Source organism: Kocuria sp. CPCC 205258 (assembly GCF_040981005.1).
Lineage (GTDB): Bacteria > Actinomycetota > Actinomycetes > Actinomycetales > Micrococcaceae > Kocuria > Kocuria rosea.
The window spans coordinates 127925-150967 of sequence record NZ_JAVKPS010000005.1; the positions used below are offsets into that span (position 1 = coordinate 127925).

Below are 23043 nucleotides of genomic sequence, written 5' to 3' on the forward strand. Positions count from 1 at the left end.
GCACCTGCCGCACCGGTCGACGACCCGATGACCGGAACGAGCAAGGCCTACTCGTCCAGCACGTAGGCCGGCAGCTCCGCGTCGTCGGCGACCTCCAGCTGCACCCGGTAGGCCAGCACCTCGTGCTCCCGCGTGCGCCCCGGCAGCTGCCTGCCGGCGCCGGGAACGGCGTCGAGCTCCACGGCCACTTCGCTGTCGGGTCGGATGATCATCTCGCCAGGGTTCGCGCCCTCGGCGAAGGCGTAGTGCAACGCCTGGATGGTGCGCACCGTGCCGGTCACCGGCAGGTGCGGCACGTGCTCCGGCGTCTGGTCGTGGTGCTCCTCCCAGTACCCGGGCATCGGCCGGCCGCTGTCCTGGCTCGGGTCGTCAGGCCGTCACTCGGGTGGGCCGGTATCGCTGGGCGACCGCTCCCGACCGGAACTCATGGCGGTCCACGAGCTCGAGCTGGATGCGCTCGCGCAGACCGGCGAGCAGCGTCGGCCCGTGTCCGGCAAGAACCGGCTGCACCACGAACTCGTACTCGTCGATCAGCCCCAGGTCCGCCAACGCCGTCGGGAGCGTCACGCCGCCCACCCACAGACCCTCGCCCGGCTCCTGCTTGAGCCGCTGAACCGCTTGCCCCACATCGCCTCGCACCAGCTCGGCATTCCAATCGACCTCGCTCAGCGTGCTCGACACGACGTACTTCTTCACCCGGTCGATGGCCTCGGCGAACGGGATCTCCCACTCGTCCATCCAGTCCGGCCACGTGCCCGTGGCCGGCTTCCGCCACGCCGACTCCATCATCTCGTAGGTCACCCGGCCGAACAGCAGGGCATCGGCTCGCTCCATCTCAGCGGTCCAGTAGCGCATCGACTCCTCGTCCGGGGGAAGCCCGGCCTCGTGATGGCAGCAGCCGTCGAGCGTGACGTTGATCGAGTATCGAAGTGGTCTCATCTCGTTGCTCTCCCTTGCTGTGGCGCCGTCGCGGTTGTCTCAGCGTTCGGCCTGCTCGGTGTCCGAACTTCGTGCCGCGGCGGCGTGCTCGCGCTTCCGCTGGATCGCCCCGACGACTCGGTAGGACTCCTCGGCCGAGACCACCACCGACTCCAACCCGGTGCTGATGCGAACGCTGGGCCCGCCCATCAGGTAGCCGGTGGCCCCGTCGTCCATTCGGCGCCGGCCGATGCGCCACCACTCGGTGCGCGGCCCGACGGCTGCTTTGGTGATCTGCTCGTACGGGATCTGCTGCTGCTTGCGCCAGCCCTGCCGGATCTCCACGGCGTGGTCCCCCAGACTGAGGACGACCGATCGATGCACAGCGAACGAGAGCGCTGTGTAGCCGACTACGAAGACAGGTCCGGTCGTCAGCAGATACGGTCCCTCCGGCACGAGCTCGGCCGCAACCACGATCAGTACGAGGAACACGACGGCGATCGCGATCCGGATCCGCCGCGGCTGGAACGTGACGAACTGCGGTGTCTCCTCCGGGTCTGCGTGCTCGGCCATGCCTCATGATCGCCGACCACACGGGCCGAGGATAGGCCCGGTCCCGGAACAACGGCCCACCTTCCGCACGACCGCCGGCGGCACGCAGTCTGTCGCCGCGACACGACTGGATCAGCTGGTCGCGATCTGCAGCTGCGGGGTCAGGCGCACCCATCCCTCTGGTTCCTCCCCCGGAAGGCCGGCCGGCGCGAAGTCCGCCTTGATGCCCAACTGCCCGCTGGTGCCCACGCGCCCGCCGGGAGTGCAACCAGCGACCCAGTCCCCGGCTGCCGTCGGGTCGTAGGTGAGCAGGCAGTCGCCTTCCTCCCCGGCCACGAGGTAGAACTCGGCGCCCTCGTGGATGGCCAGCAACCGAGAGCTGTCGGCATCCCAGCCGTACTCCGCGGCATCGATCTCCGCGGGAAGCGTGTCGTCCTCGGTCTGCTCGCCGGCGTACAGGTCGACCGAGTCCTGCGAGCAACCAGCGACGACGAGAGCGATCGTCACCGCCAGCATCGCGCGCGTGCACCGGGTCATCATCTGCTCCTTCGCTTCACCGACACAAGCCTCTGATGCCTTCGACCGTCTCACGGAGGGCGCGCCGAGGGGCTGAGGCCACGCCCGGTAGGGCAGGTGTCTCCGCGCCGGTGTTCGAGCACGAAATGCTCTCCTGCTCGCGGCCCTCAGGTCGTGCGGGTCGGCTGCGGTAGCGGAGGTGTGACGGGTGTCGAGGTGGATGGGGAGTACTGCTTCGAGACCGGAAGGTTGCTGGTGCTGAAGATCCGGGCCACGGGCCGCGTCGCGGTGAACGTCCCCGGTCCCACCCGCTTCGCCGCCGAGGCGAAGATGCTCTCCGTGATGGACCCGCTGCCGCTGGGCCGGCTCGGTTCCGACCTGGACGGCGAGGTTTGCCGTTGGCCGGTGGGCCCTGATGACTTCAACGCCGAGGACGCGCTGAAGGTCCGCGCCTCCTAGGGGGCCGGAAGCGTTTCGAGGACATCTCTCGAGCAATCCTTCGGCTCGAGCAGCGAACGCGGCCAGACGCTTACCGGCTCTTGAAGGCTCGTTGTCGCCGTCGGGACGACTGCTACGGTGCGACCAGCAGGCACCGGGCGAACACGTCGCTCACCGCCTCCGACTCCCCGAGGAGCACCGCGCGATGAGCACCCCCACCTGGCAGAACCCTGAGATCCTCGTCGCCGCGGCCGGCGCCCAGGGCCCGCAGGTCCATGCCGTCTTCGAGAAGGCTGCGGACATCGGCCTCGAGCAGTCGCAGGCGCTGCGTAAGGCTTCCGAGCTGCACCAGAAGTTCGTCACCGACAACACTCCCGTCGAGGTGGACTACGACGCGCTCGGTCAGGCTGCCGTGAAGCTGGCGGTCGGCGCCGTGGCCGCCGCCGGGCGCCAGGACGCCCTGGACCTGATCCTCGGGTCGTGGCGGAGCCTGTCGCAGGCGATCGCCACCGACTTGTTCCTCCTGATGCGCCGGCACACCCGCCCCGACTCCGCTCCCCCGTCCGGAGACGCCCTGGAGCGCGCCGCCGAAGCCACCGCCACCAGCTTTCAGATGCCCGTGGCCCACGCCCTGATCGCCCTCGCCGCCCGGGACCTGATCGACGCCGACGGCTTCCCGCAGGACGCCTACGACTTCCTGACCACCCCGTGGAACTGGGCCTTCGGCGCCGCCCACCCCGACGACGACACCGGGCAGACGGTGAAGAGCTCATGAGCGAGGACCTGGCCGCCTGGGCACAGTCCCGCCCGCAGTCGCTGCCCGCGGTGCAGTCGCCGGCCGACGGGCGGATGACGCCGATCGAGCTGAAGGTCGTGCGCGAGGCACTCGGCCTGTCGCGCGAGCAGCTCGCCGCGGCCCTGAACGTCGGGGTGCGCTCGGTTGACGACTGGGAGTCGGGCCGGCGTCCCATCCCCGACGGGGTGCGCGAGGACGCGGAACGGATCGAGGCGTACACCGCCGAGGTCGCAGATCACCTGGCCGCCCACCTGCTCGAGCACGCCGGGCCCGACCCGGTCTTCGAGGTCTACGACCGCGACGCCGACATGCCGGCCCTCGATCTGCCGGGCGCACCGTTGCCGCTCACGGCCAGGTGGTGGCGGGCCGTCGCCTACCAAGTCGCCGAGGATGTTCCGGGCCTGCGGATCGTCGAGGCGCCGAAGTAGTCCAGGCAATCGGCGTCGTAGCACCACATGCTTGTGCACAGAAGTGGGGCTGCCGGGGTGCGGTCAGGCTCTCTAAGCTGAAGCTGTCGGTGAGCAGCTCACGAGCGGCCCGACACAGCGCAGGCCACGTCGGGGGGCGTGGCCGCGCAGCACGCAACGCCCCTGTCGGCGCGCGCCGCCCGTGGCGGCCCTGCTTCCCAGCTGGGGCCGCCACGGAGCCGGCCGAGGCGAAGGCGATCAGTCCCGGGACATCAGGAAGCCGCCGGCGGCCAGGAACAGCGCGGCCGAGACGGCGAGCAGCACCCGGTAGCAATGCTCGGCCAGAATGACCTCATGGTGGAAATCGTCGGCGTCGAGCCTCGCGTCGAGCCTGGTGGAGTGCTTTTTGGACTGCCAGTCGGATGGCGACCGCAGAACGCGCTCCCACCGGACCTCGAGCCGCCTCTGGTGCAGATTCCATGTCGAAAATGGAGGCCAAATGGCGAATCGGCCCCAAGTGACGGTGAGCAACTCCGCCAGTCTGGGCGGATTGCCAACGATTCTTCGTGCCCCCAGTCAGACTCGAACTGACACTGAGCGGATTTTAAGTCCGCTGCCTCTGCCGATTGGGCTATGGGGGCCCGTCCCGGACGCGTCACCGGGACGCCGCCCACCCTATCGCCTCGTCCCGCTCCCACCACCAGGACGGGCCGGGGCCGCGGCCGGGAACCGCGCCTGTCGGCCGGGCGCGGGATCCAGTACGCTGGCACGGTGGTCGAGCAGCCGGCCGCGATGTCGTCGCATCCGCAGGAGGCTGCCCCCGTGCACCACCCCGTTCTCCCGTCCCACCGGCTTCCGCCGGGATCCGGACGTCCCCCGGCCCCCGCCCCGTGCGGGTGCACCCCGACGCCGTGCCGGACGACCGCGGCATGAGCGACGTCGTCGCCCGGCCCACCGGCAGGACCTACCTGGCGCCGGAGGACGAGTTCCCGGCCGACCTGACCGAGCTGTCCCTGGCCGAGCTGCACGTCCTGCACAGCAGGGTCGGCCGGCAGCTCGACCTCGAGTACCTCGGCAGCGCGTCCGGTGCCCACCCGGTCACGCTCGAGCGCCACCAGGAGCTGAGCGTGGAGCTGGACGCCCGCGAGATCGCCCACCCCCGGACCACCGGCTGACGGACGGCGGTCTGCCGAGGCCGGTCGCCATCGGGACCGTGGTGCCATCGGGCCGGGCCGGGGGCGTCACGGCCCCGTGGAACGGCTCGACCCCGCCGCGGCACGTGGCCGGGACGGGGTCGAGCGGTGGACGGATCGGATCAGAGGTTGGCCTTGCGCGGGGCGGGGGCCTTGCCGGCGGCGGTCTGGAACCGCGTGCGCGGGTCCCGCTCGTGGCGCAGCGTGGTGGTGTCCCGGCCGAACACGAAGTTCAGGGCCCACTCGGTGAAGACGCGGGCCTTGCGGTCCACGGTGGGGATCGCGTAGCCGTGGTAGAGCCGGTGCATCGCCCACGCGGCGACGCCGGAGAACTCCAGGCCCTTCGCCGGCAGACCGGGGAGGCCCTTGATGCTGGCCACGCCCTTGTAGAGACCGAGCCCGGCGACCGCGCCGAGGTTCTCGTGGTAGTAGTCCTCGAGCGGCTTGCCCGCGCGGGAGGCCATGATGTTCTTGGCCATCGTGTGCGCCTGGCGCACCGCGTGCTGGGCGTTGGGGACGCAGTACCCGCCGACTCCCCCACCGGTGAGGTCCGGGACGGCGGAGACGTCGCCGGCGGCCCAGGCACCCTCGAGGGGCCCGTCGTCGCCGGTGATCCGCAGGTCGGCCCCGGCACGGACGCGGCCGCGCTCGTCGAGCGGGAAGTCCGTGCTCTTGACGAGCGGGTTCGCCTGCACCCCGGCGGTCCAGATGAGGGTGTCGGTGCCGAACTCGCCGGCCGGGGACTTGTCCTGCATGTTGACGAGCTTCAGGTGCTTGTCCACCGCGGAGGCGAGCGACGTGTTGAGCAGCACCTCGATGCCGCGGCTGCGCAGGTGCGCCACGACCTTCTCCGCGCGCTCCTCGGAGACCTCGGGCATGATCCGGCCCATGGCCTCGATGAGCACGAAGCGCAGGTCGGAGACCGTGAGCCGCTCGTTGCGCTCGACGGCGCTGCGGGCCATGTCCTCGATCTCGGCGATCGTCTCGGTGCCGGCGTAGCCGCCGCCGACCACCACGAAGGTCAGCGCCCGGCGCTTGGCCTCCTCGTCGGTGGTGAGGGAGGCGACCTCGATGCGCTCGAGCACCCAGTTGCGCACCGCCACGGCCTCCTCGATGGTTTTGAGGCCGATGCCGTTCTCGGCGAGGCCCTCGATCGGGAAGGCGCGGGTCACGGAGCCGCCGGCGATGACGACCTCGTCGTAGGTCAGCTCGAAGGTCTCGCCCTCGTCGATGCCCTTGACGGTCGCGGTGCGGTTCGCGTGGTCGACCCCGAGCACGTGCCCGGTGACGATCTCGCAGTCCTTGAGGTGCTGCCGGTGGGGCACCACCGCGCTGCGGGCGGAGACGTTGCCGCCGGCCACCTCGGGCAGGAAGGGGAGGTACATCATGTACGGGTTGGGATCCACCACGGTCACGACTCCGCCGGAGTCCTTGATCCGCTTCTGCAGTTCCTGCGCCACGGTGAAGCCGACGTAGCCGCCGCCGACGATCAGAAGGCGCGGACGGTCCTTGGCCAGTTGAGTGAAAGACATGCCCCCGAGTCTACTCAGAACGCTGTCGATATCGGTTCTCGTCCGGGGCCTCCGCGCCGTGTTCCGGCGCACGCCTCAGGGACGGCCGCCCGGGCCCCCGTCCGGGTCGGCGGCCACGATGCGGCGGATGTGCACCACGGCACCCGCCGTGAGGCCCAGCACGAGCAGCCCGAACCCGGCGAGCACCACGACGGGCAGCAGCCCGGTCTCGTCGATCGGGGCGACGGGCTCGGGCGGGGCGACCTCCGCCTCGACCTCCTCCGTGACGGGCGCCGAGCTCTCGGCCGGGCCCGCCGTGGGGGTCGCCGCGGCGACGCGGCGGTGCACTCGCACCCACTGCTCCATGCTGCCGAGGGGACTGCGGTCGACCTCGGGGACGTCCTCCGTGAGCGCGGCCTCGACGTCCAGCACCCCGTACCCGTAGAGCGGGTCCTTGCCCGGCGAGCCGGTGTCCCGGGCGGTGGAGACGATGCGGTTCGCGATCTGGGCGGAGCTCATCTCCGGCCACTTCGCCTTGATCAGCGCGGCGGTGCCGGCCACGACCGGGGCGGACGCGGACGTCCCGGCCCACGAGGCGTAGCGGTCGCCGGGGATGGCGCCCACCATGTCCTCGGACGGGCCGGCCACGGCGATCGAGATCCCCTGCGAGGAGGACTCCCAGCTCGCCTCTCCCGTGCGGCCCACGCCGCCCACCGTCAGCACGCCGGGGATGGTGGCGGGGGCGCCGACCTGGACGAGCCCCGACCCCCGGTTGCCCGCGGAGGCGACGACGAGCACGTCCTTCTCCTCGGCGTAGAGGAAGGCCTCGTCCCAGCTCTCGGGCCACGAGGTGGCGTTGGAGCCCACCGACATGTTGATGACGTCCGCCCCGTTGTCCACGGCCCACCGGACGGCGTCCGGGAGCTGCTCGTCGACGCTGCGGACCTCCGGGCTCTCGTCGCCCAGCCAGGTGGACACGGCGAGCACCTCGGCGTCCGGGGCCACGCCCACGATGCCGGCGGGCCGGCCCGGGGCGTCGTCGTCCCGCCCGCCCGGAGGCACGTGGCCGCGGCCCGCGGCCACGGACGCCACGAGGGTCCCGTGCTCGGGCTCGGTGCCGAGACCCTCCTGGCCGTCGGCGGAACCGCCGCCCGAGACGTCGGTGCCGCCCACCACGGCGCCCTCCAGGTCCTGGTGCGAGCCGTCCACCCCGGTGTCGATGACGGCGATGCGCACGCCCTCCCCCGTGGACTCCGCCCAGGCCTCCCGCACGCCGTACTCGTCCAGCCAGTACTGCAGCGGACGGATCCCGTCCTCGGCGATGCGGGAGGTGTCCGGGGCGGGGGTGGCGCCGTCGCCGGGCGTGGGTGCCACGCTGACGGGGTCCTCGAGCGGGATGCTGGGGGCGGGGCCGGGCTCCGGGGGCCGGGCCTGCGCCGGCCCCGTCCCGGGCAGGACCAGCGCGCCGGCGCCGACCACGGCCGAGGCCGCCCCCACCGCGCCCCACCGGGTGAGGGCGCGGTGGCGCGGGTGGCGGTGGCGGGGTGCGCTGGAAGACATGTGTCCTTCCGGGTCGGGGGGGGGTCCGGGCGGGTCAGCCGACCTGGGACAGGGCGATCCCGTCCAAAATATCGTGCTCGCTCGCGATCGCCGAGTCCACCCGTCCACCGGTGGCGGCGCCCACCCGCTCGACGATCCGCCGCCACACGAGGGCGCCGCCGCCGATGACGTCGACACGGCCCTCGTGCATGTAGGGCAGCGCGGCGCGCTCCGCGCGGGTCATGGCCGTGAGCTCCCGGCACGCCTGCGCGATCCGCTCGGCGGGCAGCTCGGCGCCGTCGATGGCCGCGGGGTCGTAGGCGGACAGCCGGAGGGCGTGCGCCGTGACGGTCGTGATGGTGCCCGCGACGCCCACGAGGTGGGTCGCCTCCGCGAGGGGCACGGTCTGCAGGACCACGTCCACGGCGTGGTCGACGTCGCGCAGCACGGCCTCCTGCTGGGCGGCGGTGGGCGGGTTGGAGCCGAGGTGGCGCTCGGTCAGGCGGACGCAGCCGATGTCCACGCTGCGCTCCGCGCGCACCCCCTGGGCGTTGCCCAGCACGAACTCGGTCGACCCGCCGCCGAGGTCGACCACCAGGACCCGGTCCTCCGGATCCGTGCCGCCCACGGCGGCCGCGGCGCCGCGGAAGGACAGCTCGGCCTCCTCGTCGCCGCTGATGACCTCGGGGGTCACGCCGAGGCGCTCGCGGATCCCGGCGAGGAAGACGTCCCGGTTGCCGGCGTCGCGGGTGGCGCTCGTGGCCACGAAGCGCAGCTGCTCCACCCTGTGCTCCGCCAGCAGCCGGGCGTACTCGTCCGTGGCCGCGAACGTGCGCTCGAGCGCCGCCTCGGCGAGCCACCCGGTGGCGTCCACGCCCTGGCCGAGCCGGACCACGCGCATCTCGCGCACCACGTCGTCGAGCACCGTGCGGCCCTGCTCCTCCCGGGTGTCGGCGATGAGCAGTCGGATGGAGTTCGTGCCGCAGTCGATGGCGCCTGTGCGCATGGGGAGTCCTCGGGGGTGTCGGGGGCGGGTGGGTCTCAGGCCTCGCGCCAGGCAGGGTCACAGTGGCAGGCGTCGGGGGTCCACCACTCGGCGATGGCGGCGAGGGTCTCGTCGCCGAGCGGGTTCACGCCGGGCCCGGCCGCGAGCGCGTGGCCGGCGAGCACGTGCAGGCACTTGACCCGCACGGGCATGCCGCCGGCGGAGATGCCCTCGATCTCGGGGACGGGTCCGGTGCCGGCCGCGGCACCGATCCGGGCGCGCTCGGCGAGGTAGTCCTCGTGCGCGGCCCGGTGCGCTGCGGCCAGCGCCTCGTCCTCGGCGATGCGGTCCGTCATCGTGTACATCAGGCCGGCGGCCTCGAGCCGGGACACCGCCGCGGTGATCACGGGGTGGGCCAGGTAGAACACCGTGGGGAACGGGGTGCCGTTGGCCAGCCGCGGCGCGGTGGCCGCCACGAGCGGGTTCCCGCACGTGCACCGGGCCGGGATCTCGACGACGTCGCGCACGGGACGCCCGAGCTGCCGGGAGAGCACCTGGAGGTCCAGGGCCGTGGGCTCGACCGTCGCGGCCGTCACGCCGAGTCCCCGGGGTGCGGGGGCCGGCCGGTCGCCGGGCTCGTGTCCGTGCTGGGGGTTCACGCCGTTCCTCACTCCGCGGCGCTGCCGCGGCTGTCCGTCGCCGCGTCCTGCGGCGCGCCGGCCCCGTCCGCCGGGGCGGCCGGGACGCTCTGCTCTGTCTGCTCTGCCTGCTCGGTGGTGCCGGGGTCCTGGCCCGCGCCGGGCTCGTCCGTGCTGCCCGGCTGTCCGGGGGCCGCGGGCTCGTCGGTGCCGCCCGGCTCGGCGTCGGTGCCCGCGTCCTGGGCGGTGTCCGCGTCCTCGCTGCCGGCGTCCGCAGTCCCGCCGGTGTCCGTGTCCCCGGCGGCTCCGGTGCCCGCCGCGGGACGGGCGTCCTCGTAGGCGGAGGCCACCACGGACTGCCAGAGGGCGTCCACCCAGGCGGGCTTCTCGGCCTCGACCTGCGCCGCCGAGGAGTCCACCACGGCGCCGTCCATCTCCTCGGCGCCCACCACGAGGTAGGACCGCTCCCCCGGCATCACGTAGAGGAGCCGGTCCCGGGCCTGCTGCTTGACGTAGGTCTCGTCCGACCACTGGTCCACCTGGTCCTCCAGGGAGGCCTGCTGGGCCTCCATGGCGGCGATGGCGCGCTCGAGCTGGGCGATCTCCGCCCGCTGCTCGAGGAAGATCTTGGTGGTCGGCGCCGCCAGGAACACGATGAGCACGGCCACGAGGGTGAGGATCAGGAACCGCCCGCTGAAGGTGCGGGCGGGGACCGGCGATCCCACGGCGCTGGACCCGCCGCCCGGCCCGTGGCCCGGGCCGCCGCCCGTCCCGCCGTCGCGCCCGCGGGTGCCCGGCGCGGCGTCGCGCCCGCCGAGCAGGCGGGTGGTGCACGGGCGGGGAGCGGGCATGGCGACCTCACGGGGGAAGGGCGGGGACGGGGACCAGTGTAGCGCTCCCGGAGGGAGCGGCCGCCGCTGGGAACGGCCGCTCCCCCCGCACGACGACGGGCCGGCGGGGCCGGTCAGCCGCCAGTGGTCACTTCGCGGTGTAGCGCGGGAACGCGGAGGCCCCCGCGTAGCGCGCGGCGTCCCCGAGCTCCTCCTCGATGCGCAGCAGCTGGTTGTACTTGGCCACGCGCTCGGAGCGGGCCGGCGCCCCGGTCTTGATCTGCCCGGCGTTGGTGGCCACCGCGATGTCCGCGATCGTGGTGTCCTCGGTCTCGCCCGAGCGGTGGGAGATCATGCAGTGGAACATGTGCCGCTGGGCCAGGGAGATGGCGTCGAAGGTCTCCGTGAGGGAGCCGATCTGGTTGACCTTCACGAGCAGGGCGTTGCCGGCGCCCTCGTCGATGCCGCGGGCCAGCCGCTCCGGGTTGGTGACGAACAGGTCGTCGCCCACGATCTGGACCTGGGTGCCCACGGACGCGGTGAGGGCCTGCCAGCCCGCCCAGTCGTCCTCGTCCAGCGGGTCCTCGATGGACACGATCGGGTAGTCGCGCACGAGCTCCTCGTAGTAGGAGGTCATCTCCGCGGCGCTGAGCTGCTTGCCCTCGAAGCTGTACTTGCCGTTCTCGAAGAACTCGGAGGAGGCCACGTCCAGGGCCAGCGCCACGTCGGTGCCCACGGTGTACCCGGCCTTCTCGATCGCCTCGGAGATGAGGTCGAGGGCGGCACGGTTGGACTCGAGGTTCGGGGCGAAGCCGCCCTCGTCGCCCAGCCCGGTGGCCAGGCCGCGCTCCTTGAGCACGCCCTTGAGGGAGTGGTAGACCTCCACGCCGGTGCGCAGGGCCTCGGAGAAGGTCGCGGCGCCGATCGGGGCGATCATGAACTCCTGGATGTCCACGTTCGAGTCGGCGTGGGAGCCGCCGTTGAGGATGTTCATCATGGGCACCGGGAGGACGTGGGCGTTGGGCCCGCCCAGGTACTTGTAGAGCTCGAGGTCGGAGGCGTTGGCGGCGGCGCGGGCCACGGCCAGGGAGACGCCCAGGATGGCGTTGGCGCCGAGGCTGCCCTTGTTGTCCGTGCCGTCGAGGTCGAGCATGGTGCGGTCGACCAGCCGCTGGTCGGTCGCGTCGAGACCGATCACGGCCTCGGCGATCTCCTCGTCGACGGCCTTCACGGCGTCGAGGACGCCCTTGCCGAGGTAGACCTTCTGGTCGCCGTCACGGCGCTCGACGGCCTCGAAGGCACCGGTGGAGGCGCCCGAGGGCACCGCCGCCCGGCCGTAGCTGCCGTCCTCCAGCAGCACCTCGACCTCCACGGTCGGGTTGCCGCGGGAGTCGAGGATCTGGCGGGCGTGCACTGCGGTGATCATGGCCATGGGTTGCTCCTGACGTTGGTGCTGAGCTTGTCGCTGACGTGGGTGGAACGTGCGTGGTGGGGCGGTCGGGGCCCCGGTGCGGGGCACCGGCCGAGGGTCCGCACCGGCGGGGCCGGGCGCCCCCGGCGGCTCCAGCCTAGCGACTCGGCGCCGGTGGCCGGCCGCGGGGGCGGCCCGTGACGGGATCAGTCCCCGTTCCGGGCGGCGGCGTACGCGCGGGCGGCCCCGCGCAGGGCCCGCTCGGCGTCGAGCCCGCGGGCGGAGGCGGAGCGCACGAGCGCGAACAGCGCCTCGCCCAGCTCCTCCTCGGTGCGCGGGCCGCCGGGCTCCTCCGCGGCGGGGACCGCCGGCTCGAGGTCGTGCTTGCGGGCCCGCGCGAGGGTCTTCTCCGCGAGGGCCAGGGCCGGCAGGTGCGGCGGGATGCCGTCGAAGGGCCGGGTCCGCTCGGGCTTCTCGGCCCGCTTGAGGTCCTCCCAGCGGGAGTGCAGCTGCTCGAGGGTCTGCTCCCCCGCGACGTCCCCGGTGGCGCCGGCGTCGAAGACGTGGGGGTGGCGGCGGACCAGCTTGGCGGTGATGGCCTCGAGCACGTCGGCCACGTCGAAGCCGCCCTCGGCGCGCGGGCGCTCCTGGGCGACCCGGGAGTGGAAGACCACCTGCAGCAGGACGTCCCCGAGCTCCTCGACGAGCAGCCCGGCGTGGGCCGCCGGCCCGCCCTCGGCCTCCACGGCCTCGACCACCTCGTAGGCCTCCTCCACGAGGTAGCGCACGAGGGACTCGTGGGTCTGCTGCCCGTCCCACGCGCACCCGCCCGGGGAGCGCAGCCGGTCCATGACCGCCACGAGCTCCGCGAAGCGCTGCCCGGTCCGCTCCGGGACGCCGAGCCCCGCCGCGACGTCGTCGGTGCCGTGACCCTGGCTCATGCGTGCATCCCCTCGAAGCCGTCGGTGATCATCCCGTCCAGGGCGGTGCGGTCCTCGAGCGGGAGGAAGGCGGCGGCCGCGGCGTTGCGCTGCAACCGCTCCAGGTCCTCGAGCCCGTAGCCGAAGTGCTTCACGAGCAGGGCCAGCTCGTCCGTGACCGTGGTCCCGCTCATCAGCCGGTTGTCCGGGGAGATGGTCACCGTGAAGCCGGTCCGGTAGAGCATGTCCACCGGGTGCCGCTCGGGACCGCCGCCGAACGCCGCGACGGCCCCGGTCTGGAGGTTGGACGTGGGGCACACCTCGAGGGCGATGCCCCGGTCCCGGACCCACTCGGCCGTGCGCCCGAGGTCGACGACGGCGACGTCCTCCAGGTAGTCGATGTCGATGTCCTCCGCGATGCGCACCCCGTGGCCCAGGCGCAGGGCGCGGCCCGTGGCCAGCGCGTCCCGGATCGACTCGATGCCGGCGGCCTCCCCGGCGTGGAGGGTGACGGGCATCAGCTCGTCCGCGAGCAGCTCGAGGGCGGCCCGGTGGCGGGCGGGCGGGAAGCCGTCCTCGGGTCCCGCGAGGTCGAAGGCCACCACGCCGCGGTCCCGGTTGTCCACCACGAGGCGGGCCACCTCGAGGGAGCGCTCGGCGTGGCGCATGGCGCAGAGGATCTGGGTGACGGACACGATGTGGCCCGCGTCCTCCGCGGCCAGCACGCCCTCCGAGAGCCCGAGCCGGACGGCCTCGACGGCCTCCGCCATCGACAGGCCGCCGGCGGTGTGCTGCTCCGGGGCCCAGCGCACCTCGGCGTGGACCACCCCGTCCGCCACGAGGTCCTCGACGTACTCCCGGGCGCAGCGCACGAGCGCCTCGGGGGTCTGCATTACGGCGACCGTGTGCTCGAAGGTCGCCAGGTAGCGCAGCAGCGAGCCGGAGTCGGCGCTCTCCCGCACCCACCGGCCCAGCGCCTCGGGGTCCTCGGCCGGCAGCCGGTGCCCGGCGGCGGCGGCCAGCTCGACCACCGTGGCCGGGCGCAGGGCGCCGTCGAGGTGGTCGTGCAGGCACACCTTGGGCAGATCGCGCAGGACCCGGTCCGGCACGCGGCCCGGGTGCTGTTCGGCGGAGGTCAGCATCACGGTCGGGACGGCCCCTGTCTCGGTCGGTCTCAGTAGTTCCAGTCCTGCAGGGCCTCGTTCATGTGCTGCGGGATGTGCGCCCCGGTGCGGGGGTACATGCGCAGCTCCTCCAGGTAGTTCTGCGCGGGCAGCCGGTCCTCGTAGCGCACGAAGGCCTCCTCGTCCGCGTAGTCGAAGGACACCTCCGGGGGGATGCCCGGGCGGAAGCGGAACATCATCGCCAGCGGGGCCCCGTTGCCCTCCACGTAGGACTCGTCCTTGAGCTCCTGCACGTGCAGCAGCTCCTCGGGGACGAGGTCGAAGGTGCGGCGCTGGTCCCAGAAGCCGTTCTTCCGCACGTGGGTCAGGGCGTCGTAGTAGGTGCCCAGGGCCCGCACCCGCACGAGCACGGTGGAGACGTCCATCGCCGTGCCGTCCTCGCCGAACAGGCGCCGCTGGGCGTCCGCGAGCCGGCGCAGGACGTCGACCTCCTTGAGCACGAGGTTGCCCTCGGCCAGCTTGTCCTGGGAGGGCCGGTCCTGGGCCCCCGCCGGGGCCCGGTAGGACGGGGAGACGTCGGTGGAGACCGCGGTCTCCGGGGCGGAGGAGTCGTGGTCGTCCCCGGCGGCGGTGCCGGCGGCGGCCGCGGCGGCCGTCGCGGCCGCCGCCCCGGTGGGCGCGGCCGGCTCGACGTCCTCGTGCCACTCCTCGTGGTCGACGTGGTCGGGGACCTCGTGCTGGGCGGCGCCGTGGTCGGGGACGTCGTGGGCGGTGGCCTCCCGGTCGGCGGCGCGGTCCTCGTCCTGCTCCCGGCCGGCCGCGGAGGCCTCCGTGGCGGGAGCAGTCCCGGGAACGGGCTCCGCCCCGGTGGTCCGCTCGGTGATCGGCTCGGCGGCCGGCTCAGAGCTCCGCGCGGAGACCGGGCCACCGGTCGGCTCGGAGACGGCGCCACGGGCGGCGCCGGCCGCGGAGGACCCGGCCCCACCGGCAGCGGCTCCACCGGCAGCGGCGGCCGCCGCGGCGGGGACTCCCCCGGCCGAGTGCTCCGCGGCCGGGCCCGTCGGCTCCGATGCGGCGGGACGGCGCTCGTCGTCGGACCGCTCCCCGGTGGGGCGCTCACCGGCGGACCGGTCCTCGGCGGAGCTCATCTCCGCAGCGGACCGCGTGCCCGCGGCAGCGGCGCCCGGCACGGGCCGCCCCGACCGCCAGGTGCGGACGTCCTCGCTGCCGTCGGCGAAGCCGTAGGTCGTCACCACGGAGCGGACCCCGTCCTGCTCCGGGCCCACCTCGATGCGGGCGTTCTGCCACGCGCCGCGGGGCGAGGACATGGCCTCGCTGTAGAGGTCGGCCACGGGGTCGAAGAGCGGCGAGTCCTGGTCCACGGTCCCGGACTCCACGGACGGGTCGGCGTCCCCCACGGACTGCTGGGTCTGATGGGTCATGGTGTTGCCGCGCTGGACGAGCGTGAGCACGGCGCGGTCGGCCCCCCGGGACGTCAGCCGGTCCACGAGGAAGGGCAGCGGTCCGCGGTCCGGCAGCGGCCGGACCTCCTCCGGGCCGCGCTCCTCGTGACCGTGCCCGTCCGGACCCCGGGAACCGGTGCCCCGGTCGCCGCCGTCCCGGCCCGTTTCCCGGGTCCCGGTGTCGGGGCCGGCGGTCGGACCGGCCGGCTGCTCGGGCCGTCCGGTCTCGTGGCGCGGTGTGCTGTCCTCGGTGTTCTTCCGGAAAATGCCTCGCAGACCCAACTGGACCCACCCTTCCGAGCGTGTGCGCACGCCCTCGGTTCTCGTTTCGCGCTGGTTCTCTCCGCAGTATAGGCGGGCCCGGCAGCCGGCCCCGGCGCTTCAGCGGCCGGCGATCACCGCACGGTCTCCAGGACCACGGCGCGGTCCGGCCGGGACGCCGGCGCCTCCGGGGCGATCACGGCGGCGCCCTCGAGGGCCTCCCGGGCCCGCGCGAAGCGCTCGGGGGTGTCGGTGAGCAGGGTCAGCAGCGGCTGCCCGGCCCGGACCGCGTCCCCGGGCTTGGCGTGCAGCAGCACGCCGGCGCCGGCCTGGACGGGGTCCTCGCGCCGGGCGCGGCCCGCCCCGAGGCGCCAGGAGGCCACCCCCACCCGGTGGGCGTCGAGCTCGGCGAGCACGCCGTCGGCCTCGGCCACCACGGTCTCGGACTCCCGGGCCCGCGGCAGCGGGGCGTCGGGGTCGCCGCCCTGGGCGGCCACCATGGCCCGCCACACGTCCATGGCCCGGCCGTCCCGCAGCGCCTCCGCCGGGTCGGCGTCCGGGACCCCGGACGCGGCGAGCATCTCCGCGGCGAGCGCCACGGTGAGCTCCACGACGTCGGCCGGGCCGCCGCCGGCGAGCACCTCGACGGACTCCTGGACCTCCACGGCGTTGCCGACCGCCAGGCCGAGGGGCGTGGACATGTCGGTGAGCAGGGCGGTGGTCGTGACCCCGGCGCCGGTGCCGAGGTCGACCATCGTGCGGGCCAGCTCGCGGGCGGAGGCCAGATCCTTCATGAACGCCCCGGAGCCCACCTTGACGTCGAGCACGAGGGACTGGGTGCCCTCGGCGATCTTCTTGGACATGATGGAGGACGCGATGAGCGGGATCGACTCGACCGTCCCGGTGACGTCCCGCAGCGCGTAGAGCTTCTTGTCCGCGGGCGCCAGGCCGGAGCCCGCGGCGCAGATCACCGCGCCCACGTCCCGCAGCTGGGCCAGCATCTCCTCGTTGGACAGGGCCGCCCGCCAGCCGGGGATGGACTCGAGCTTGTCCAGGGTGCCGCCGGTGTGGCCGAGGCCGCGCCCGGACAGCTGCGGGACGGCCACGCCGTACACGGCCACGAGCGGGGCCAGCGGCAGCGTGATCTTGTCCCCCACCCCGCCGGTCGAGTGCTTGTCCGCGGTGGCCGAGCGCGCCCCGGAGCGCACGAGCGCGGAGAAGTCCATCCGCTCGCCCGAGGCGATCATCGCCCGCGTCCAGGCCGCGATCTCGTCCCGGTCCATGCCCCGCAGGAAGATTGCCATGGCCAGGGCGCTCATCTGCTCCTCGGCCACGACCCCGCGCGTGTAGGCGTCCAGGACCCACGCGATCTGCCCGGGCGAGAGCGCACCGCCGTCGCGCTTGGTCCGGATGACGTCCACGGCGTCGAACTGCTCGGTCATGTGGGGTCCTTTCGGGGACTAGAGGTTCTCGGGGCCGAAGGCGTCGGGCAGCACCTCGGCCATGGTGCGCACCCCGGAGACGGTGAGCAACCGCAGGCCGGGCGCGCGGTGCTCGTGCAGCAGCTGCCGGCACCGTCCGCAGGGCATGAGGACGTCGCCGTTCCCGTCCACGCACACGAACGCGACGAGCCGCCCGCCGCCGGACATGTGCAGCGCGGACACCAGGGCGCACTCGGCGCACAGGGTCAGGCCGTAGGAGGCGTTCTCCACGTTGCACCCGGAGACCACCCGCCCGTCCTCGGTGAGGGCGGCCGCGCCCACGGGGAAGCGCGAGTACGGGACGTAGGCGTGCTCGCGGGCGGCCACGGCCGCCTCACGCAGCCGGTCCCAGTCGATCCGGGGCCCGTCGCCGGTCACCTCGCCGCCGGGGCGCAGGGGGTCGTTCACGGGGCGCTCACTCCTTGGTGTAGGGCTTGCCGATGGCCGCGGGACCGCGGGAGACCCCCACGAGCCCGGCCACGGCCAGGATGGTGACGACGTACGGGAGCATGGCCAGGAACTGGCTGGGCACGGGCGTGCCCAGGAAGGACAGGATCGACTGCAGGTTGGACGCGAAGCCGAACAGCAGGGAGGCGAGCAGCGCCCCGACCGGGTTCCAGCGGCCGAAGATCAGGGCGGCCAGCGCGATGTAGCCGGCGCCGGAGGTCATGTCCCGGGTGAACGCGGAGACGGAGACCAGCGTGTAGAAGGCGCCGCCGAGACCGGCGACCATCCCGCCGAGCAGCACGTTGCGGAAGCGCAGGGCGTTGACCTTCACGCCCAGGGTGTCCGCGGCCTTGGGGTGCTCCCCCACCGACCGGGTGCGCAGCCCCCAGCGCGTCCGGTAGAGCGCGAACCACACGAGCGCCACCGCGGCGTACATCAGGTAACCGATCACGGACTGGTCGAAGACGATCGGCCCGATCAGGGGGATCTCCGAGAGCACGGGCACGGCGAAGCGCGGCAGCCGCGGCGGGGAGTTGAACACGCCCGGGTTCGACTCCAGCACCGTGGCGAAGAGGAAGCCGGTCAGTCCGGACACGAGCACGTTGAGCACCACGCCCACGATCACCTGGTTGACCCGGTAGGTGATCGAGAAGACCGCCAGGACGAGCGAGACGAGCCCGGCCCCCAGCACGGCGGCGAGCAGCCCCACCCAGGCGCTGCCGGAGAGGGAGCCGGCCACCGCCGCGGAGAACGCACCGAACAGCAGCTGGCCCTCGATCGCGATGTTGATCACGCCGGAGCGCTCGCACAGCAGGCCGCCCAGGGAGCCGAAGATCAGCGGGATGGCCAGGGCCACGGACCCGGCCAGCAGCCCGGACAGGGACACGTCCGGGCTGCGCGCGCTGCCCACGACCCACACGAGGAAGCCGCTGACGAAGAAGAAGCCGAACACGAGCACCGCCCACCGGGGCAGGTGCGCCCCGGCCCGGGCGCGCAGGACCGCGAGGACCGTCAGCCCGGCGAGCACGGCCACGGTGAGCCAGCCCCACAGCACGCCGTGCACCACGAGGTCCGGCACGCGGAAGAGGTCGCCGGCCTCCGAGACGCGGAAGCTCACCGTGTTGTCCGGGGCGTTGAGCCCGAACAGCAGCAGGGCCACGACGCTCAGGAGGCCGAGGACCACCGGGGTGCGCCAGCTGGTGACGCCCACGACCTCGTTGGCCGCGGTCGTGGACAGCTCCGCCTCGGCCGGCGGGGGCAGGGTCGTCGCGGCGGTGCCGCCGGCCTGACCGCCGGCTGTGCTGCCGGCCGGGCCGCCGGAGTCCCAGGGCGCCTGCTCGGGGCGCGGTTCCGGATGCTGTGAGCTCATGCCCGGCCTCCCTCGGTGGCGGTGGCGGTGGCGGCGGTGGTGGCCGTGGCGCTCCCGCCGCGGCGGGAGCGGACCCGGTCCTGCCCGGTCCGCACCAGCGGCGGCAGGGCGATGAACAGGACGATCAGGGACTGCACGACCAGGACGATGTCGATGTTCGTGCCGGTCATCGACTGCATGGTGACGCCGCCGGCGCGGAACCCGCCGTAGAGCAGGCCCGCGAAGAACGTGCCCCACGGCTTGGACCGGCCCAGCAGGGCCACCGTGATCGCATCGAAGCCGAAGGACGCGGCGACGCCCGCGGTCAGTGCGCGCTCGGTGCCGGAGATCTGGGCCACGCCCGCGAGTCCCGCGAGGGCGCCCGCGAGGACCATGACGACGACGAAGCCGCGCGTGACCGAGATGCCGGCGGTCCGGGCCGCGCGCGGGTTGGCGCCCACGGCCCGCAGCTCGAAGCCGATCGTGGAGCGCTTGAGCAGCCAGGCGACGAACACCGTGGCGAGGACCGCGAGCACGAACCCCCAGTGCAGCCGGAACTGCTCGCCCAGCAGCTTGGGGAACATCGCGGTGTCCGCGACCTGGGGGCTGACGGGGTTCGAGGAGCCCGGGCGCAGGAACGCCGGGCGGGTGAGCAGCCAGGCGACGAGGTTGAGCGCGATGTAGTTGAGCATGATCGTCAGGATCACCTCGTGGGCCCCGGTGCGGGCCTTGAGCACGCCCACGATCGCCCCCCACAGCGCGCCGCCGAGGGCCCCGGCGAGGATCACGGCGAGCAGGTGCACGCCCACCGGCAGCTGCCAGGCGAAGCCGACCCAGGCGGCCAGCGCCGCGCCGATCAGCAGCTGCCCCTGGGCGCCGATGTTGAACAGCCCGGCCTGGAAGGCCACGGCCACCCCGAGCCCCGCCAGGATCAGCGGCGTGGCCACGGTGAGGGTCTCCGCGAGCGGGTAGACCCGCTGCGCGAACGTGCTGCCGTTCGGGTTGTAGACGGCGCCGTAGAACATCGCCTCGTAGGCGGAGGACGCGGCGGCCCACATGGCCGCGAGCGTGTCCCCGGGGCGGGCGAAGAGGTAGCTCGCGGCGTCGGCCACCCGGTCGTCGGTCAGGGCGATGAGGAGCCCGCCCAGGAGCAGGGCGGCGACGATCGCGAGCACGGACTGCACCGCGGAGCCGGTCCAGTCCCGCCGGGGGCTCCCGGGGGCGACGGCCGTGGGCGGCGGCGCCTTCTGCTGGTCGGCGGCCGCGGGGGCCGCTCCGGTGGCACTCATGCCTGCTCCTTCGGGTGCTGCGCCGTGGCCTGCGGGGCGCCGGCCTGCGGGGCATCGGTCGGTGGGGCGTCGGTCTGCGGGGGGACGGCCGGCTGCGCCCCGGTCCGCCGCGCGCCGTCGGGCAGGGCGCCGGCCGCGCCGAGCTCCTCGGCGGTGGCCCCGGCCATCATCTGGCCCAGGACGTCGCGCGGGGTGTCGGGGCCCACGATCCCCATGATCCGGCCGTGGAAGAACACGGCGATCCGGTCCGCGAGCGCGTACACCTCGTCGAGCTCGGTCGAGACGATGAGCACGGCCACGCCCTTGTCCCGCTCGGCGACGATCTGCTCGTGGATGAACTCGATGGACCCCACGTCCACGCCGCGGGTGGGCTGGGAGGCGAGGAAGAGCTCGAGGGGCCGGGAGAGCTCCCGGGCGATGACGACCTTCTGCTGGTTGCCGCCGGAGAGGGTCTGCACGGGGGCGTCCACGGAGGGGGTGCGGACGTCGAACTGCTCGACGGCGCGGCGGGCGTTGGCCTGGACCTCGCCCAGCCGCAGGGACGGGCCGCGGGAGAAGCGGTCGTCGCCGTAGAGGTCCAGCACGAGGTTCTCGGCGACGGTGAACGGGCCCACGAGCCCGTCCGTGGAGCGGTCCTCCGGGACGAAGCCCACGCCGGCGTCGAGGACCTGGCGCACGGACTTCCCGAGCAGCTCCGTGCCGCCCAGCCGGATCGAGCCGGTGGCCCGCTCCCGCAGGCCGAGGATCGCCTCGGCCAGCTCCGTCTGGCCGTTGCCCTGCACGCCGGCCACCGCGAGGATCTCCCCGCGGGCCACGTCGAACCCGACGTCGTCGAGCAGCTTCACGCCGTTGTCCGCGACCACGGTGAGCCCGGAGACCTCCAGGGCCCGCTCCCCCGGCTCGGCCTCGCCCTTGGTGACGGTCAGGGACACGTCCCGGCCCACCATGAGGGCCGCGAGCTCGGAGGTCGAGGCCTCCGGGGACGTCTGGCCCACCACCCGGCCGCGGCGGATCACCGTGATGACGTCGGAGATCGCCTTGACCTCCCGCAGCTTGTGGGAGATGAACAGGATCGACTTCCCGGACCCGCGCAGCTGGCGCATGATCTCGAGCAGCTCGTCGGTCTCCCGGGGCGTGAGCACCGCGGTGGGCTCGTCGAGGATGAGCACCTGCGCCTCCCGCACGAGGGCCTTGATGATCTCGACGCGCTGCTGCACGCCCACGGGCAGGTCCTCGACCACGGCGTCCGGGTCCACGTGGAAGCCGTAGCGCTGCGAGATCTCCCGGATCCGGCGGCGGGTGGTCTCGAGGTCGAGGGTGCCGCCGCGGGTGCTCTCCGCGCCGAGGGCCACGTTCTCCGCGACGGTGAACACCGGCACCAGCATGAAGTGCTGGTGCACCATGCCGATCCCGGCGGCCATGGCGTCCCCCGGGCCCCGGAAGGACACCTCGGCGCCGTCCACCAGGATGCGCCCCCCGCTCGGCCGGTACAGGCCGTAGAGGACGTTCATCAGGGTGGACTTGCCCGCCCCGTTCTCGCCGAGGAGGCAGTGGATCTGCCCGGGCTCCACGACGAGGTCGACGTCCTCGTTGGCCGCGAAGGAGCCGAACCGCTTGGTGATGGACTGCAGTTCCAGCTTCATGGTGGGGTGGTCCTCCTCCTGGGCCGTCCGCCGGCCCCGGGCGGGCACGCCACCGCCGCCAGCTGCGGCCGGGGCCCTCGCTGGCGGCGGTGGGTGCGGTGGTCGGTGTCGTCCGGGATCAGGCCTGCGGCGAGTTCTCGGACTCGACGGTGACCGTGCCGTCGATGATGTCCTGGCGCAGCTGCTCGACTTCGGCGGCGAGCTCCTCGCCCACGGCCTCCTCCTGGTCGTGGAACGGGGCGATGCCCACGCCGTCGTTCTCGAGGGTGCCGACGTAGGGCTCGTTGCTGAACTCGCCCTCGGCGGCCGACTCGACGACGTCCTGCACGGAGGTGCTCATCTGCTTGAGCACCGAGGTGAGCTGGTACTCCTGTCCCTGGTCGAGGGTCTCGTAGCCGTCGGCGTCGACCCACACGAAGCGGACCTCGTCGCCGCCGCCGCCGTTGGCCTCGACCACGGCGTCGAGGGTGCCGAGGGCGGCCTGCCCGGCCACGGGGAGCACGATGTCCGCGCCCTCGTTGATGAAGTTCTGCGTGGTGGTCTTCGCCGCGGAGGTGTCGGTGAAGCTGTTGACGAAGGTGCCGTCCTGGGAGTCCTTGTCCCAGCCCAGGAGCCGCACGTCCTCGCCCTTGGTCTCGTTGTAGTGGTCGATGCCGTCGGCGAAGCCGTCCATGAACACCGTCACGGTGGGGATGTCCATGCCGCCGTAGGTCGCCACGGTCCCGCTCTGGGTGCTGCCCGCCGCCACGTAGCCGGCGAGGAACGCGGCCTCGGCCGTGTTGTAGACGAGCGGCTTGACGTTGTCGAGCTCGATCGAGGCGTCGTCGACGATCGCGAAGTTGGACTCGGGGTTGGCCTCGGCCACGGCCCGGGTGGCGTCGGCGAGGAGGAAGCCCACGGACAGCGTGAGGTCGCACCCGGACTGCACCATGGACGTCAGGTTGGGCTCGAAGTCGGTCTCGGCCTGGGACTCGGCCTGGTTGACCTCGATGCCCATGGACTCCTCGACGGCCTGCAGGCCCTCGTAGGAGTTCTGGTTGAAGGAGCGGTCCTGGAACCCGCCGGAGTCGGAGACGATGCAGCCGGTGAAGTCGGTGGCCTGCTCCTGCGCCTCGCCGCCCTCCTCGGGGGCCGCGCCGCAGCCGGCGAGCACGAGGGCGGAGGCGCCGAGCAGCGCGGCGGCGGAGAGCGGGCGGGTTCCTCGGGACGTCCGGGGCGGGAAGGTCATGGTTCCTCCAGGAGACGGGCGCGGCCGGGCGGTGATCCCGGTCACGCGGCAAGCGCGACGTGGTGCCACTCTACCCACGGGTAGTGGCGGTGCGCCGGAGGCCGG

At 73.5% G+C, this 23043-nt stretch carries 24 protein-coding genes and 1 tRNA gene; 4 read left to right on the forward strand and 21 right to left on the reverse strand.

The genetic code is table 11. From position 1 onward, the window contains the following. Positions 1-47: 47 nt before the first annotated feature. The 4 genes from RF644_RS10635 to RF644_RS10650 all read right to left on the reverse strand — a co-directional run bounded on the left by RF644_RS10635 (position 48) and on the right by RF644_RS10650 (position 2007). Entirely contained in the window at positions 48-341 is a 294-nt protein-coding gene (locus tag RF644_RS10635) for a hypothetical protein (protein ID WP_368796496.1), read from the reverse strand. Between the two features lie 28 nt (positions 342-369). Then, on the reverse strand, positions 370-939 hold the full coding sequence (locus RF644_RS10640; protein WP_368796497.1) for a dihydrofolate reductase family protein: 570 nt from the start codon (positions 937-939) through the stop codon (positions 370-372). A 39-nt stretch (positions 940-978) separates the two neighbouring features. Next, complete coding sequence (locus RF644_RS10645; protein ID WP_368796498.1) at positions 979-1491, reverse strand: hypothetical protein; 513 nt, start codon at positions 1489-1491, stop codon at positions 979-981. A gap of 111 nt (positions 1492-1602) precedes the next feature. After that, positions 1603-2007, reverse strand: a complete 405-nt coding sequence (locus RF644_RS10650) for a hypothetical protein (RefSeq protein WP_368796499.1) — start codon at positions 2005-2007, stop codon at positions 1603-1605. Positions 2008-2241: 234 nt separating this feature from the next. Here RF644_RS10650 and RF644_RS10655 point away from each other — a divergent pair, with 234 nt between their 5' ends. The 3 genes from RF644_RS10655 (at position 2242) to RF644_RS10665 (ending at position 3648) form a co-directional block, all read left to right on the forward strand. Next, entirely contained in the window at positions 2242-2445 is a 204-nt protein-coding gene (locus RF644_RS10655; protein ID WP_368796500.1) for a hypothetical protein, read from the forward strand. 184 nt (positions 2446-2629) lie between these two features. Beyond that, positions 2630-3199: a hypothetical protein gene (locus RF644_RS10660; RefSeq protein WP_368796501.1), complete on the forward strand. Its 570-nt coding sequence runs from the start codon at positions 2630-2632 to the stop codon at positions 3197-3199. After that, positions 3196-3648, forward strand: coding sequence for a helix-turn-helix domain-containing protein (locus RF644_RS10665; RefSeq protein WP_368796502.1), 453 nt, complete (start codon positions 3196-3198; stop codon positions 3646-3648). Before RF644_RS10660 ends, RF644_RS10665 begins: the two co-directional genes overlap by 4 nt. A gap of 237 nt (positions 3649-3885) precedes the next feature. Here the strand turns inward: RF644_RS10665 and RF644_RS10670 are convergent, their stop codons facing one another. Then, a complete protein-coding gene (locus RF644_RS10670; RefSeq protein WP_368796503.1) occupies positions 3886-4158 on the reverse strand; it encodes a hypothetical protein in 273 nt (90 codons plus the stop codon). Positions 4159-4194: 36 nt separating this feature from the next. Next, positions 4195-4268 (reverse strand) — tRNA-Leu (locus RF644_RS10675). A 288-nt stretch (positions 4269-4556) separates the two neighbouring features. Between RF644_RS10675 and RF644_RS10680 the strand changes: the two genes are divergently transcribed. Next, the gene (locus tag RF644_RS10680) at positions 4557-4802 is read left to right on the forward strand and encodes a hypothetical protein (protein ID WP_368796504.1); all 246 of its coding nucleotides are present in this window, start codon (positions 4557-4559) and stop codon (positions 4800-4802) included. 140 nt (positions 4803-4942) lie between these two features. Here RF644_RS10680 and RF644_RS10685 read toward each other — a convergent pair whose 3' ends face one another. The 15 genes from RF644_RS10685 to RF644_RS10755 all read right to left on the reverse strand — a co-directional run bounded on the left by RF644_RS10685 (position 4943) and on the right by RF644_RS10755 (position 22938). Beyond that, positions 4943-6352, reverse strand: a complete 1410-nt coding sequence (locus RF644_RS10685) for an NAD(P)/FAD-dependent oxidoreductase (RefSeq protein WP_368796505.1) — start codon at positions 6350-6352, stop codon at positions 4943-4945. Between the two features lie 75 nt (positions 6353-6427). Next, complete coding sequence (locus RF644_RS10690; RefSeq protein ID WP_368796506.1) at positions 6428-7891, reverse strand: S8 family serine peptidase; 1464 nt, start codon at positions 7889-7891, stop codon at positions 6428-6430. A 34-nt stretch (positions 7892-7925) separates the two neighbouring features. Continuing rightward, positions 7926-8876, reverse strand: coding sequence for an exopolyphosphatase (locus RF644_RS10695; RefSeq protein ID WP_368796507.1), 951 nt, complete (start codon positions 8874-8876; stop codon positions 7926-7928). A gap of 35 nt (positions 8877-8911) precedes the next feature. Beyond that, positions 8912-9514: a DUF501 domain-containing protein gene (locus RF644_RS10700; protein WP_260987152.1), complete on the reverse strand. Its 603-nt coding sequence runs from the start codon at positions 9512-9514 to the stop codon at positions 8912-8914. An 8-nt stretch (positions 9515-9522) separates the two neighbouring features. Further along, positions 9523-10344: a septum formation initiator family protein gene (locus RF644_RS10705; RefSeq protein ID WP_368796508.1), complete on the reverse strand. Its 822-nt coding sequence runs from the start codon at positions 10342-10344 to the stop codon at positions 9523-9525. A gap of 127 nt (positions 10345-10471) precedes the next feature. Then, positions 10472-11755, reverse strand: coding sequence for a phosphopyruvate hydratase (eno, locus tag RF644_RS10710; protein WP_109222558.1), 1284 nt, complete (start codon positions 11753-11755; stop codon positions 10472-10474). 185 nt (positions 11756-11940) lie between these two features. Beyond that, on the reverse strand, positions 11941-12675 hold the full coding sequence (locus RF644_RS10715; protein ID WP_368796509.1) for a MazG nucleotide pyrophosphohydrolase domain-containing protein: 735 nt from the start codon (positions 12673-12675) through the stop codon (positions 11941-11943). Continuing rightward, positions 12672-13796 (reverse strand): adenosine deaminase, encoded by a 1125-nt coding sequence (locus tag RF644_RS10720; RefSeq protein WP_368796607.1) that lies wholly within the window; start codon positions 13794-13796, stop codon positions 12672-12674. Before RF644_RS10720 ends, RF644_RS10715 begins: the two co-directional genes overlap by 4 nt. A gap of 32 nt (positions 13797-13828) precedes the next feature. Further along, positions 13829-15553, reverse strand: coding sequence for a hypothetical protein (locus RF644_RS10725; protein WP_368796510.1), 1725 nt, complete (start codon positions 15551-15553; stop codon positions 13829-13831). 83 nt (positions 15554-15636) lie between these two features. Then, on the reverse strand, positions 15637-16944 hold the full coding sequence (locus RF644_RS10730; RefSeq protein ID WP_017832192.1) for a thymidine phosphorylase: 1308 nt from the start codon (positions 16942-16944) through the stop codon (positions 15637-15639). A gap of 18 nt (positions 16945-16962) precedes the next feature. Next, the gene (locus tag RF644_RS10735) at positions 16963-17391 is read right to left on the reverse strand and encodes a cytidine deaminase (protein WP_368796511.1); all 429 of its coding nucleotides are present in this window, start codon (positions 17389-17391) and stop codon (positions 16963-16965) included. Between the two features lie 7 nt (positions 17392-17398). Further along, positions 17399-18799 (reverse strand): ABC transporter permease, encoded by a 1401-nt coding sequence (locus RF644_RS10740; protein ID WP_368796512.1) that lies wholly within the window; start codon positions 18797-18799, stop codon positions 17399-17401. Further along, positions 18796-20067, reverse strand: coding sequence for an ABC transporter permease (locus RF644_RS10745; RefSeq protein ID WP_368796513.1), 1272 nt, complete (start codon positions 20065-20067; stop codon positions 18796-18798). The genes RF644_RS10740 and RF644_RS10745 overlap by 4 nt, the downstream gene beginning before the upstream one ends. Further along, entirely contained in the window at positions 20064-21710 is a 1647-nt protein-coding gene (locus tag RF644_RS10750) for an ABC transporter ATP-binding protein (protein WP_368796514.1), read from the reverse strand. Before RF644_RS10750 ends, RF644_RS10745 begins: the two co-directional genes overlap by 4 nt. A gap of 118 nt (positions 21711-21828) precedes the next feature. Beyond that, entirely contained in the window at positions 21829-22938 is a 1110-nt protein-coding gene (locus RF644_RS10755; RefSeq protein ID WP_017832187.1) for a BMP family protein, read from the reverse strand. Positions 22939-23043 lie beyond the last annotated feature (105 nt).